The organism is Metapseudomonas phytobenefica (genome assembly GCF_043392685.1).
GTDB lineage: Bacteria > Pseudomonadota > Gammaproteobacteria > Pseudomonadales > Pseudomonadaceae > Metapseudomonas.
This window is the reverse complement of sequence record NZ_JBHZGM010000017.1, coordinates 1-11902: the sequence shown is the minus strand read 5'-3', so window position 1 is coordinate 11902 and position 11902 is coordinate 1. Positions and strand designations below refer to the sequence as shown.

The following is an 11902-nucleotide window of genomic DNA, read 5'->3' as shown; positions in this document are numbered from 1 at the left end:
AAACCATGCGTATCGGATTTATCGGTCTCGGCAACATGGGTGCGCCAATGGCGCGCAATCTGGTCAAGGCCGGCCACGAACTGTTCGTCTTCGACCTTTCCGCCGCCGCCGTGCAATCGCTGGTTGCCGAAGGTGCCACCGCCGTCGAATCCCCGGCCGCTGCGGCCGAGTACAGCCCGGAAATCATCATCACCATGCTGCCGGCTGCGCAGCATGTGAAAAGCGTGTACCTGGGCGACAACGGCCTGCTTGCCGCGCTGAAATCCCCGACCCTGCTGATCGACAGCTCCACCATCGACACGCAAAGCGCACGAGATGTGGCCAGCGCGGTCAGCGCCAAGGGCCACGCCATGCTCGACGCGCCGGTGTCCGGTGGTACCGGTGGTGCGGCCGCCGGCACCCTGACCTTCATGGTCGGTGGCGCCAAGGCTGATTTCGACCGCGCCCTGCCCGTGCTGCAGGCCATGGGCAAGAACATCGTGCATTGCGGCGATGCCGGCACCGGCCAGGCGGCCAAGGTCGCCAACAACATGCTGCTGGGCATTTCCATGATCGCCACTTCCGAGGCGATGAGCCTGGGTGTCGCGCTGGGCGTCGACCCGAAAGTGCTGGCCGGCATCATCAATACCGCCAGCGGCCGCTGCTGGAGTTCCGATACCTACAACCCCTTCCCGGGGGTGATGGAAGGTGTACCGGCCTCGCGTGGCTACACCGGGGGTTTTGGCACCGACCTGATGCTCAAGGACCTGGGGCTGGCCGCCGAGGCTGCCCGTCAGGTGCGCCAGCCGGTCATCCTTGGTGCGGCCGCGCAGCAGCTGTATCAGACCTTCAGCAGCCTGGGTAATGGGCAGCTGGATTTCTCCGCCATCATCAGCCTCTATCACAAGCAGGAGAGCTGATCGTGAGCGAGCACGATTTGCCTGTCATATCCGAGGTGCGCAACGGCATCGGGCACCTGACGCTGAATCGGCCGGCAGGGCTCAATGCCCTGTCGCTGCCGATGATTCGTCTGCTCGATCAGCATCTCAAGGCCTGGGAAAAAGACCCCAAGGTGCTGGCTGTGGTGCTGCGTGCCAACGGCGAGAAGGCGTTTTGCGCGGGCGGTGATATCCGCATGCTCTATGAAAGCCACTTGGGCGGTGATAACCAGCACTTTGTGTTCCTGTCCGAGGAATACCGGCTCGATCAGTACATTCACCACTATCCCAAGCCCGTGTTGGCGCTGATGAATGGCTTTGTCCTGGGCGGTGGAATGGGGTTGGTACAGGGTGCGACCTTCCGGGTGATCACCGAGTCGACCCGTATGGGCATGCCCGAGGTGAGCATCGGTTTCTACCCGGATGTCGGTGGCAGCTACTTCCTGCCGCGTCTGCCGGGCAAGCTGGGTATCTACCTGGCGCTGACCGGCAATCATGTCCGTGCAGCCGATGCGCTTTATGCCTCCTTGGCCGACTGGTGCCTCAAGCCCGAGCAACTGGCCGAGCTCGATCACTGCCTGAACAACATGAACTGGACCTACAACCCGCGCGAAGACCTGCGTTCGCTGCTGGCTACGCTGGCCAGTGAGCGTCTGCCCGGTGCCGGGCTCGAGGCCGTACGCGGCGCGATCGACGAGCACTTCAGCCAACTCTCGGTGCAGGCGATTGTCGCCTCGCTCAAGAGTGAAGCGCGTCCTGAGTTTGCCGAGTGGGCACAGGAAACGCTGCAAACCCTTGAGAGCCGTTCGCCGCTGGCAGTCGCCGTCACCCTTGAGCTCATGCAACGCGGGCAGGACAAGTCGCTGGCCGAATGCTTCGCCCAGGAGCTTGAGCTGGCCCATGCCTGGTTTGAGCGCGGTGACCTGATCGAAGGGGTGCGCGCGCTGATTATCGACAAGGACAAGTCGCCACGTTGGCAGCAAGCCACGATCGAGCAGGTGCAGCAGGAGCTGGTCCAGAGCTTTTTTGCCACCCGCCCCAAGAGCAAACCGGCCCTGCGGCAAGCCGCCGAGCCCGATGAGAGAATTCGCTGATGTATGACATTGAACTGAGCGAAGACCAGCGCATGATTCGCGACATGGCGCGCGATTTTACCCGCAGCGAAGTGGCGCCTAACGCCCAGGCTTGGGAAAAGGCTGGCTGGATCGATGATGGCGTCGTCAGGACCATGGGTGAACTGGGCCTGCTTGGCATGATCGTGCCGGAGCAGTGGCAGGGCACCTTTGTCGATTACGTCGCCTATGCCGTTGCCGTCGAGGAGATTTCCGCTGGCGACGGCGCGCTGGGCGCGTTCATGAGCATTCACAACTCGGTAGGTTGCGGGCCGATCCTGCGCTACGGCAGTGACGAGCAAAAGCAGACCTGGCTGCCGGACCTGGCCTCGGGCCGCAAGATCGGCTGCTTCTGCCTGACCGAGCCACATGCCGGTTCCGAAGCGCACAACCTGCGCACGCGTGCCGAGCTCAAGGACGGCCAGTGGGTGCTCAACGGCGCCAAGCAGTTTGTCAGTAACGGCAAGCGTGCCAGCCTCGCCATCGTCTTTGCGGTCACCGACCCGGAACTCGGTAAAAAGGGCCTTTCGGCCTTTCTGGTGCCCACCGATACCCCAGGTTTCGTGGTCGACCGCAGCGAGCACAAGATGGGGATCAAGGCCTCCGACACCTGTGCGGTGACCCTGAGCGATTGCCGCATCCCGCAAGAAAACCTGCTGGGCCAGCGCGGCAAGGGCCTGGCCATCGCCCTGTCCAACCTGGAAGGCGGCCGCATCGGCATCGCTGCGCAGGCTTTGGGCATCGCCAGGGCCGCGTTCGAGGCGGCGTTGGCTTACGCCCGCGAACGGGTGCAGTTCGGCAAGCCGATCATCGAGCACCAGAGCATCGCCAATATGCTGGCGGACATGCACATGCAGATAAACGCGGCGCGTCTGTTGATCCTGCATGCCGCGCGGATGAAGGACGCTGGCGTGCCGTGCCTTTCCGAAGCGTCTCAGGCCAAGCTGTTCGCTTCGGAAATGGCGGAGAAAGTCTGCTCCAGCGCCGTGCAGATCCACGGTGGCTACGGCTACCTGGAGGACTACCCGGTGGAGAAGTTCTACCGCGATGCCCGCATCACCCAGATCTACGAAGGCTCCAGTGAAATCCAGCGTTTGCTGATCGCTCGTGAGCTCAGTACTTACACCCTGTAAGTGTCAGGCGGCGTATGCCGCCTGATACCAGAAATAAAAAAGCCGGCTTGTGGCCGGCTTTTCATGAGAGGTCGGGACTTACTTTTGGTAAGCCGCAACCGCTTTAGTGATTTCGGCACGGGCTTCGTCAGCGTTGCCCCAGCCTTCTACTTTCACCCACTTGCCTTTTTCGAGGTCCTTGTAGTTCTCGAAGAAGTGCTTGATCTGCTCCAGCAGCAGGGCCGGCAGGTCGGTGTATTCCTTCACGTCCTTGTAGAGGACGCTCAGTTTGTCGTGGGGAACGGCCAGCAGTTTGGCGTCGCCACCAGCTTCGTCGGTCATGTGCAGGACGCCGACCGGACGGGCGCGGATCACGGCACCCGGGGCGACCGGGTAGGGGGTGACGACCAGCACGTCCAAGGGATCGCCGTCGTCAGCCAGGGTGTTGGGGATGTAGCCGTAGTTGGCCGGGTAGAACATCGGGGTGGCCATGAAGCGATCGACGAACAGGCAGTCGCTGTCCTTGTCGATTTCGTATTTGATCGGCGCGTGGTTGGCCGGGATTTCGATGGCGACGTAGATGTCGTTCGGCAGGTCTTTGCCAGCCGGGATCTTGCTGTAGCTCATGGTCAACTCCCTGGGGGTAGGCCAAAAAAGTGGGCGCGATTATAGGCACATTCCAGGGCCGATGCCACGCAGTTGTGCTCATCCATTGGTCGCGTCGCGATAGTCGGGATGGGTGTCCTGCAAGTGCTTGAGACGGCCCAGCGGATCCTGGCGGTAGAAGGCCTGGAGCTGGCGGTAGACAGCGGGAAAAGCCTGGTCCAGCAAGTCCGGTGCGGTGAAGAAGTACTCGCTGGCAACGGCGAAGAATTCCGCCGGGTCTTCGGCCGCGTAGGGATCGATCGGCGTTTCGGCGTCCGGGTCGCGGTCGAGCTGGGCATTCAGTGAGTCGAAGGCGGTCTTCATGGCCAGCGCCCAGTCGGACTGGCGCATGTCGCGGTGCAGCGGCGGCAGGCCGTTGGGCGAGCCGTTGAGCATGTCGAGCTTGTGTGCCAGCTCGTGGATCACCAGGTTGTAGCCATCCCAGCCACCGCTGGCCGTCACGCCGGGCCAGGCGAGGATCACCGGGCCGTACTGCCAGGATTCGCCGCTGCGCTCGTCGTCGAATTCGTGCTCCACGCCCGCCGCGTCGCGGTGGCGCTGGGGGCTGATGAAGTCGTCGGGATAGAGCACCAGTTCATGGAAGCCCTGGTACCAGTTGAGGTCGGGCAGGTGCAGCAGGGGCAGCTGGGCCTGCGCGGCGAGGGTCAGGCGGTCCTCGTGGGTGAGCTCGACGCCGGGCAGGGCGGTAATGCGCTTTTCATGCAGGAAGAGCACGCTGCGCTCGCGCAGGCGCTGGTTCTCCGCTTCGTCCAGGCCGTCGAGGATCGGCAGGCGGTGTTGCACCACCGCCCATTGCTGGGCTGTGACCGGATTGCGGGCGAGGATGCGCCGACGGCGCCAGCTGCGATAGGACCACATGGGGCGCGGATCAGCTCGAGTGCTCGGCGCTCTTGGCGGTACGAAAGTGGCTTCGGGCGAAGCCGATGGCCATCGGCAGCAGGGATACGCCAATGATCGCGATCACCATCAGCGAGAGGTTCTGCTTGATGAAGGGCACGTTGCCGAAGAAGAAGCCGAGGGTCACAAGGCCGCCCACCCAGAGGATGGTGCCGAGCACGCTGAAGGCCAGGAAGCGGGGGTAGGGCATGCGGCCCACGCCGGCGACGAAGGGGGCGAAGGTCCGCACGATGGGCAGGAAGCGCGCCATGGTCACGGTCTTGCCGCCGTGGCGGTCGTAGAACTCGTGGGTGCGCTGCAGGTAGTCGCGGCGGAAGATTTTCGAGTCCGGGTTGCTGAACAGGCGCTCGCCTGCGGTGCGTCCGATCAGGTAGTTGGTGCTGTCGCCGCTGATGGCGGCGAGCATCAGCAGGCCGCCCAGCAGCCACGGGTCCATGCCGCCGGTGGCGCAGACGGCGCCGGCGATGAAGAGCAGGGAGTCGCCGGGCAGGAAGGGCGTTACCACCAGGCCCGTCTCGCAGAAGATGACCAGGAAGAGGATGGCGTAGATCCAGGTTCCGTAGTTGGTGACCAGCAGGTTGAGGTATTGGTCCAGGTGCAGGATGAGGTCGATCGGGTTGAAATCCATGAGACGCCTTGTGAGTGGCTGCGGCGGGTGAGGGCGTTTATCGGCGCATTATAGGGGGAAGTTTCCCGGCAACGGCGAGCGGTTGTCCGAATTGCGGACGGCACGAGGACTGCATCTGTTGCGAGTGATTTCGCGGATCAGATTGCGAGGGAAGGGGAGTGGGCAGAGCCCGGCTCGCTGGCCGGGCCCTGGCAGCGGGTTCAGTCGCTGTTGATCGGCAGGATGTAGTTCTTGAACTCGGTGTCTTCGTGGAAACCGATGGATTCGTACACCTTGTGCGCCACTTCGTTGCTCACGCTGGAGGACACGCGCATGCGCACGGCATTGGTTTCCCGCGCCAACTTCTTCGCGGTCTGCAGCAGGCGGTCGGCCACCAGCTGGCGGCGGGCGTCCTCGGCGACATAGATGTCGTTGAGGATCCACACACGCTTGAGGGCCAGTGAGGAGAAGCTCGGGTAGAGCTGGCAGAAGCCCAGCAGGCGGGTGTCGTCGTCATCCGCGAAGGCCAGGTAGATCACCGACTCCTTGCGGCTCAGGCGCTTTTCCAGAAACTTCTTCGAAGACTCCGGGAACGGCAGTTCACCGTAGAACTCACGATACTTCACGAACAGCGGCGTAAGCAGGTCCAGGTGCTCCAGGGTGGCTTGGACGATGCGCATGGTGGGCCTCGGTATCTGTGGATTGACGTGAATGGCAATGCAGGGGCTGTGCCAGCCAGCGCGGTCGATGCTGCATCAGACAATGTGGAAAGCGCAATCCAAACAAGCGTTTGACTGGCTGGTCGCCTCGTGACTGCTGGTGCCGTCACGAGGGCGGCTGCTTGCCGGCGGGGATTCGATGAAGGCGCGTGGTTCGAGCGCAGCGCCGGCTGCGGAAAAGTCAGTGGTGGTCGGTCGCCAGCAGGAAGTTGCCGGCCAGGGCGCGGTCCGGCTCGCCGGAAAGGCTCGGTACTTCGGCTTCGTCCTTCAGGTTCACCCCGGAGAGCTGGCGGCGGCAGGCTTCACGCATCAGGTAGAGCAGGCGATGGGCCGCCATGCCGTAGCTGAGGCCTTCCAGTCGCACGTTGGAGATGCAGTTGCGATAGGCATCGGTGAGGCCCACCTTCGGCGCCCAGGTGAAGTACAGGCCGAGGCTGTCTGGTGAGCTGAGGCCGGGGCGTTCGCCGATCAGGATCACCACCATCTTCGCGCCGAGCAGTTCGCCGATCTCGTCGGCCACCGCCACGCGCCCCTGTTGCACCAGCACCACGGGCGAGAGCGACCAGCCTTCGGCCAGGGCCTGTTCTTCCATGCGTTCGAGAAAGGGCAGGCTGTGGCGCTGCACCGCCAGGGCGGACAGGCCGTCGGCCACCACCACCGCGAGGTCGTAGCCGCCGGGATTGGCCCGCGCGTACTCCCGCAGCTGTTCCCGCGAGGCGGCATCCAGGCGCCGGCCGAGGTCCGGGCGTTGCAGGTAGGTGTCGCGGTCCGCCGCCGCGCTGTGCAGCAGCAGGCTGTCGCGGCCGCGTTCGGCCAGCGCGGCACTGAGGCCGGCGTGGTCGAACGGCAGGTGTACCGCGTCTCGCGCCTGGGCGTGGGCGTACTGGAAGTTCAACTGGGCATGGGTGGGCAGGCTGATGCCGGCGCGGCCCAGGGCGATGCGTGCCGGGGTCAGGCGGCGCAGTTCTTCCCAGGGGTTGGCGGTGTGGCCGGAGATGGGGCGTGGAGTTTTCATGCATCTCTCCTCGGGGTCAGGCCAGTCGTGCGATGGCCTGGCGGAAGGCGGGCGGCAGCTGGTCGCCGAGCATGACCCGGCCATCGCTCTGCACCAGGATGCCCATGCGCTCCAGCCAGGCCTCGAACTCCGGCGCCGGCTTCAGGCCCAGGCTCTGGCGGGCGTAGAGAGCGTCATGGAAGGAGGTGGTCTGGTAGTTGAGCATCACGTCGTCGGAGCCGGGGATGCCCATGATGAAGTTGATCCCGGCCACGCCAAGCAGGGTCAGCAGGGTATCCATGTCGTCCTGGTCGGCTTCGGCGTGGTTGGTGTAGCAGATGTCGCAGCCCATGGGCACGCCCAGCAGCTTGGCGCAGAAGTGGTCCTCCAGGCCGGCGCGGATGATCTGCTTGCCGTTGTAGAGGTACTCCGGGCCGATGAAGCCCACCACGGTATTCACCAGGAACGGGTTGAAGTGCCGGGCAACCGCATAGGCCCGGGTTTCGCAGGTCTGCTGGTCGACGCCGTGGTGGGCGTTGGCCGATAGCGCGCTGCCCTGGCCGGTTTCGAAGTACATCAGGTTGTTGCCCAGGGTGCCGCGCTTCTGCGACAAGCCGGCTTCATAGCCTTCCTGGAGAATCTTCAGGCTGATGCCGAAGCTGGCGTTGGCCGCCTCGGTGCCGGCGATGGACTGGAACACCAGGTCCAGCGGCACGCCACGCTCGATGGCGGCGATGGAAGTGGTGACGTGGGTCAGCACGCAGGCCTGGGTGGGAATCTCGTAGCGCTGGATGATCGCATCGAGCATTTCCAGCATCGCGCAGATGGAGGCAATGCTGTCGGTGGCCGGGTTGATGCCGAGCATGGCGTCGCCGTTGCCATAGAGCAGGCCGTCGAGAATGCTCGCGGCGATGCCGGCGGGGTCGTCCGTGGGGTGGTTGGGTTGCAGGCGGGTCGAGAGCCGGCCACGCAGGCCCATGGTGTTGCGGAAGCGGGTGATGACGCGGATCTTCTGCGCCACCAGCACCAGGTCCTGCACGCGCATGATCTTCGACACCGCCGCGGCCATCTCCGGCGTCAGGCCCTTGGCCAGGGCGCGCAGGCTGGTTTCGTCGGCATGCTCGCTGAGCAGCCAGTCGCGGAAGCCGCCGACGGTGAGGTGGCTGACCGGATCGAAGGCGGCACGGTCGTGGCTGTCGATGATCAGCCGCGTGACCTCGTCTTCCTCGTAGGGAATCAGCGCCTCGTCGAGGAAGTGCTTCAGAGGGATGTCGGCCAGGGTCATCTGCGCGGCGACGCGCTCGCCGTCGCTGGTGGCGGCTACACCGGCGAGGTAGTCGCCGGAGCGTGCCGGGCTGGCCTTGGCCATGACGTCCTTGAGGCTGTCGAAGCGCCAGGTTTCACCGCCGACGCTGTGGGAAAAACTGCTCACTCGAAGCTCTCCTTGGTGAGGTGCCCCGGGCCACGCTCCTGGGTCGAGCGCAACCCGTGGGGTGGATAGCGCTTTCTATCCATCGTTGCTGGGCCTTCTTCGCCTGACTCAGGCGCGGTTCAGCAGGGCATCGGCCGGGGCACCGGCGCGATGGTGGGCGGTGAACTGGAAGTAGATATACCCCGCCGCCATGAAGCCAAGGAAGATGAAACCGATCAAGGTGTTGAACCAGGCCATCGCCAGCAGGCAGACCACGGCCAGCACCAGGGCGATGGCGGGCACCACCGGATAGCCCGGCGCGCGGAAGGTGCGCTCCAGGTGCGGTTCGCTCGCGCGCAGCTTGAACAGGCTGAGCATGCTGATGATGTACATCACGATGGCGCCGAACACGCTCATGGTGATCATCGCGGCGGTCAGGCTCATGCCCTGCAGGTTCACCAGGCCGTCGCTGTAGATGGCGGCGATGCCCACCACGCCGCCGGCGATGATGGCGCGGTGCGGCGTCTGGAAGCGCGACAGCCTGGCCAGGCTGCGCGGCAGGTAGCCGGCGCGGGCCAGGGCGAAGAACTGGCGCGAGTAGCCGAGGATGATGCCGTGGAAGCTGGCCACCAGGCCGAACAGGCCGATCCACACCAGCATGTGCATCCAGGTGGAGTCGTTGCCGACCACGGCCTTCATGGCCTGCGGCAGCGGGTCGTTGATATTCGACAGTTCGCGCCAGTCGCCCACGCCTCCGGCCATGATCATCACGCCGATGGCCAGGAATACCAGGGTGAGGATGCCGGCGATGTAGGCACGCGGGATGGTGCGCTTCGGATCCTTTGCTTCTTCGGCCGCCATGGCCGCGCCCTCGATGGCGAGGAAGAACCAGATGGCGAAGGGAATGGCGGCGAAGATGCCGGAGATGGCCTGGCTGCCGAACTCATCGGAGCCGGCCCAGCCGTTGAAGACGAAGTTGGAGAAGCTGAAGCCCGGCGCGACCACGCCCATGAACACCAGCAGCTCGGCCACGGCCAGCACGGTGACCACCAGCTCGAAGGTGGCGGCGATGCTGACGCCGAGGATGTTCAGGGTCATGAACACGATATAGGCGCCCACCGCGGCGTGCTTCGGGTCCAGTTCCGGGTACTGCACGTTGAGGTAGGCGCCGATGGCCATGGCGATGGCCGGCGGGGCGAAGACAAACTCGATCAGGGTGGCGATGCCGGCGATCAGCCCGCCCTTTTCGCCGAAGGCGCGACGGCTGTAGGCGAAGGGGCCGCCCGCGTGGGGAATGGCGGTGGTCAGTTCGGTGAAGCTGAAGATGAAACAGGTGTACATGGTGGCCACCAGCAGGGCGGTAACCAGGAAGCCGAGGGTGCCGGCCGTGCCCCAGCCGTAGCTCCAGCCGAAGTATTCGCCTGAGATCACCAGACCGACCGCGATGCCCCAGAGGTGCAGGGTGCCGAGCGTTGGTTTTAGTTGTGTTGTGCTCATCGGGACTCCTCGCCCCAGGGGGCGTCGTTGGTGGAAGACCAGGTCCGATCTTATCCAGCGCCCCTGCGCAGGACTTGACCGTGGAACGCCATGTGCGGCCTGTGCGGTCAAGTTGTGTCGCTTTGTTACCCATCGCCCCACGGCCCCTGCTCCGGCCCGGTGCATGGAGCGCCACCGTGCACGGATCTGGCCCGGCAATGGCCCGCGCGCGGGGGCTGCGGCCAATGCCTGCAAGGTACGGCGCAAGGGCATGGGTTTTGCTTGAACGTGCGATCAAAAAAAGACCTGGAAGTCCGTGATGAACCAGTCCCTGTTCCCCAGTGCCGGCCTGCAGGCGCACATGACCAGCAACGTCGGCGTGTTATCGGCTGCCGCCAGTGGTCTCGACCGTTTCATCACGGATCAGGGCGGCGACCTCGACCGCATCTTCGGCCGTGCCGGGATCGATCCGGAACAACTGCGGCACCCGACCCTGAGCCTGGCCCTGACCAACTACTGCCAAGTGCTGGAAGAGGCTGCGCGACAATCCGGTTGCGACAATTTCGGCTTGCGCTACGGCCAGCAGTTCCAACCCCGCGACCTCGGCTTGCTGGGCTATGTCGGGCTGTTCTCGAACACCCTGGAAGAGGCGCTGAAAAACTTTGCCGCGGCCTTTCCCTATCACCAGCACAGCACCTTGATCCGCCTGGTGGATTGCGGCGAGTGCTTGCGCTTCGACTACCAGGTTCGCCACGGCGCGATCCTCGACCGCCGCCAGGACGCCGAGCTCACCATGGGCATGGCGCTCAACCTGATCCGCCACGTGTTGGGCCGCGACTGGTCCCCGCGCGCGGTGGCCTTCGTGCATGACCGCCCTGAGGGCTGGCAGGAGCACAGCCAGGCCTTCGGTGCGCCGGTGCAGTTCGGCCGGCCGTGCAATTTTCTGCTGGTGCCCAAGGGCGACGTGCAGGGCAAGCCGATGCCCGAGGCCGATCCCAATCTGCTGTTCCTGTTCCAGGATGTGATCCGCCGCCTGGGCGAGCAGGGCGGCGAGCCGAGCCTGCTGGAGGCGGCGGGCACGCAGATCCGTCTGGCTCTGAGCCTGGGCGAACCCAGCCTGGAGCAGATCGCCGAGCGCCTGGAACTGACCCCGACCGGTCTGCAACGCCGCCTGCGCGAAGAGAACCTCAGCTTCAGCCAACTGGTGGAACAGACCCGCCGCGAACTGGCGCTGCATTACCTGCGCCAGCGCCAGCGGCCCATCTCCGAACTGGCGCCGTTGCTCGGCTATTCCGAAACCAGCGCCTTCTCCCGTGCCTTCCGCCGCTGGTTCGGCGTGAGCCCGCGGCAGTGGCGGGGGGATGAGCGCTGAGGCCTGTGGAAGTCTTGGCACAAACCGCCCCCTCTCCCTTCAGGGAGAGGGTTAATGCCTCCGCGCGGAGTTCAAGAGTATGTAGCGAGCTCTGCTCGCGATTCGGTGCGTGGGCCATTCGCGAGCAGAGCTCGCTCCTACGGCGGGGCCGGGGCAGGCCGCGTGCGGATGAGGGAGGCATCCGGCCAGCTAGGCGTTCGCAATTGCAGCCCTTCGGCCTGCTTGGCGAATGAATTCCCCCCTACAGGAACATTGCCCATGAGAATGAAAAAACGCGGCCGAGGCCGCGTTTTTTATGGGGGTGCCAGAGATCAGAAGAAGCCCAGCGGGTTGATGTCGTAGCTCACCAAGAGGTTCTTGGTCTGCTGGTAGTGGTCGAGCATCATCTTGTGGGTTTCGCGGCCGACGCCGGATTTCTTGTAGCCACCGAAGGCGGCGTGCGCCGGGTACAGGTGGTAGCAGTTGGTCCACACGCGGCCGGCCTTGATACCGCGGCCCATGCGGTAGGCGCGGTTGATGTCGCGGGTCCACAGGCCGGCGCCGAGGCCGAACTCGGTGTCGTTGGCGATCGCCAGGGCTTCGGCTTCGTCCTTGAAGGTGGTGACGCCCACCACCGGGC

At 64.7% G+C, this 11902-nt stretch carries 12 protein-coding genes; 4 read left to right on the top strand and 8 right to left on the bottom strand.

Annotated elements, in window-relative coordinates; all coding sequences use genetic code 11:
* Positions 1 to 5 precede the first annotated feature (5 nt).
* Genes mmsB through ACFW0B_RS14655 form a run of 3 tightly spaced genes read left to right on the top strand, consistent with a single transcriptional unit; the run spans position 6 to position 3162 of the window.
* Complete coding sequence (mmsB, locus tag ACFW0B_RS14665) at positions 6 to 899, top strand: 3-hydroxyisobutyrate dehydrogenase (protein ID WP_449149335.1); 894 nt, start codon at positions 6 to 8, stop codon at positions 897 to 899.
* Between the two features lie 2 nt (positions 900 to 901).
* Positions 902 to 2011, top strand: a complete 1110-nt coding sequence (locus ACFW0B_RS14660; protein ID WP_449149333.1) for an enoyl-CoA hydratase/isomerase family protein — start codon at positions 902 to 904, stop codon at positions 2009 to 2011.
* On the top strand, positions 2011 to 3162 hold the full coding sequence (locus tag ACFW0B_RS14655) for an acyl-CoA dehydrogenase family protein (protein WP_449149331.1): 1152 nt from the start codon (positions 2011 to 2013) through the stop codon (positions 3160 to 3162). Before ACFW0B_RS14660 ends, ACFW0B_RS14655 begins: the two co-directional genes overlap by 1 nt.
* A 78-nt stretch (positions 3163 to 3240) precedes the next feature.
* Here ACFW0B_RS14655 and ppa read toward each other — a convergent pair whose 3' ends face one another.
* From ppa to eat, 7 genes are all read right to left on the bottom strand, one after another.
* A complete protein-coding gene (gene ppa, locus ACFW0B_RS14650) occupies positions 3241 to 3768 on the bottom strand; it encodes an inorganic diphosphatase (protein WP_004420411.1) in 528 nt (175 codons plus the stop codon).
* Positions 3769 to 3846: 78 nt separating this feature from the next.
* Positions 3847 to 4665, bottom strand: coding sequence for a M90 family metallopeptidase (locus ACFW0B_RS14645; RefSeq protein WP_449149329.1), 819 nt, complete (start codon positions 4663 to 4665; stop codon positions 3847 to 3849).
* A 10-nt stretch (positions 4666 to 4675) separates the two neighbouring features.
* On the bottom strand, positions 4676 to 5332 hold the full coding sequence (locus tag ACFW0B_RS14640) for a DedA family protein (RefSeq protein WP_449149327.1): 657 nt from the start codon (positions 5330 to 5332) through the stop codon (positions 4676 to 4678).
* 200 nt (positions 5333 to 5532) lie between these two features.
* The gene (locus ACFW0B_RS14635) at positions 5533 to 5991 is read right to left on the bottom strand and encodes a GNAT family N-acetyltransferase (protein WP_449149325.1); all 459 of its coding nucleotides are present in this window, start codon (positions 5989 to 5991) and stop codon (positions 5533 to 5535) included.
* A gap of 220 nt (positions 5992 to 6211) precedes the next feature.
* Positions 6212 to 7045 (bottom strand): ethanolamine ammonia-lyase subunit EutC, encoded by an 834-nt coding sequence (eutC, locus tag ACFW0B_RS14630; RefSeq protein ID WP_449149323.1) that lies wholly within the window; start codon positions 7043 to 7045, stop codon positions 6212 to 6214.
* A 16-nt stretch (positions 7046 to 7061) separates the two neighbouring features.
* Complete coding sequence (locus ACFW0B_RS14625) at positions 7062 to 8456, bottom strand: ethanolamine ammonia-lyase subunit EutB (RefSeq protein WP_449149321.1); 1395 nt, start codon at positions 8454 to 8456, stop codon at positions 7062 to 7064.
* A 108-nt stretch (positions 8457 to 8564) separates the two neighbouring features.
* Positions 8565 to 9932 carry an ethanolamine permease gene (eat, locus tag ACFW0B_RS14620; RefSeq protein WP_449149319.1) on the bottom strand — a complete coding sequence of 456 codons (1368 nt, stop codon included), beginning with the start codon at positions 9930 to 9932 and terminating at the stop codon, positions 8565 to 8567.
* A 298-nt stretch (positions 9933 to 10230) separates the two neighbouring features.
* On the opposite strand from eat, the gene qhpR reads away from it, so the two are divergent.
* On the top strand, positions 10231 to 11283 hold the full coding sequence (qhpR, locus tag ACFW0B_RS14615) for an AraC-like transcriptional regulator QhpR (RefSeq protein WP_449149317.1): 1053 nt from the start codon (positions 10231 to 10233) through the stop codon (positions 11281 to 11283).
* A 311-nt stretch (positions 11284 to 11594) separates the two neighbouring features.
* Here qhpR and ACFW0B_RS14610 read toward each other — a convergent pair.
* The coding region (locus ACFW0B_RS14610) for an aldehyde dehydrogenase family protein (RefSeq protein ID WP_449149315.1) at positions 11595 to 11902 on the bottom strand (308 nt) is incomplete at its 5' end.

Coding starts and splice junctions, on each gene's coding strand:
- mmsB (WP_449149335.1), top strand. CDS start 6: ATGCGTATCGGATTTATCGGTCTCGGCAACATGGGTGCGCCAATGGCG.
- ACFW0B_RS14655 (WP_449149331.1), top strand. CDS start 2,011: ATGTATGACATTGAACTGAGCGAAGACCAGCGCATGATTCGCGACATG.
- ppa (WP_004420411.1), bottom strand. CDS start 3,768: ATGAGCTACAGCAAGATCCCGGCTGGCAAAGACCTGCCGAACGACATC.
- ACFW0B_RS14645 (WP_449149329.1), bottom strand. CDS start 4,665: ATGTGGTCCTATCGCAGCTGGCGCCGTCGGCGCATCCTCGCCCGCAAT.
- ACFW0B_RS14640 (WP_449149327.1), bottom strand. CDS start 5,332: ATGGATTTCAACCCGATCGACCTCATCCTGCACCTGGACCAATACCTC.
- ACFW0B_RS14635 (WP_449149325.1), bottom strand. CDS start 5,991: ATGCGCATCGTCCAAGCCACCCTGGAGCACCTGGACCTGCTTACGCCG.
- eutC (WP_449149323.1), bottom strand. CDS start 7,045: ATGAAAACTCCACGCCCCATCTCCGGCCACACCGCCAACCCCTGGGAA.
- eat (WP_449149319.1), bottom strand. CDS start 9,932: ATGAGCACAACACAACTAAAACCAACGCTCGGCACCCTGCACCTCTGG.
- qhpR (WP_449149317.1), top strand. CDS start 10,231: ATGAACCAGTCCCTGTTCCCCAGTGCCGGCCTGCAGGCGCACATGACC.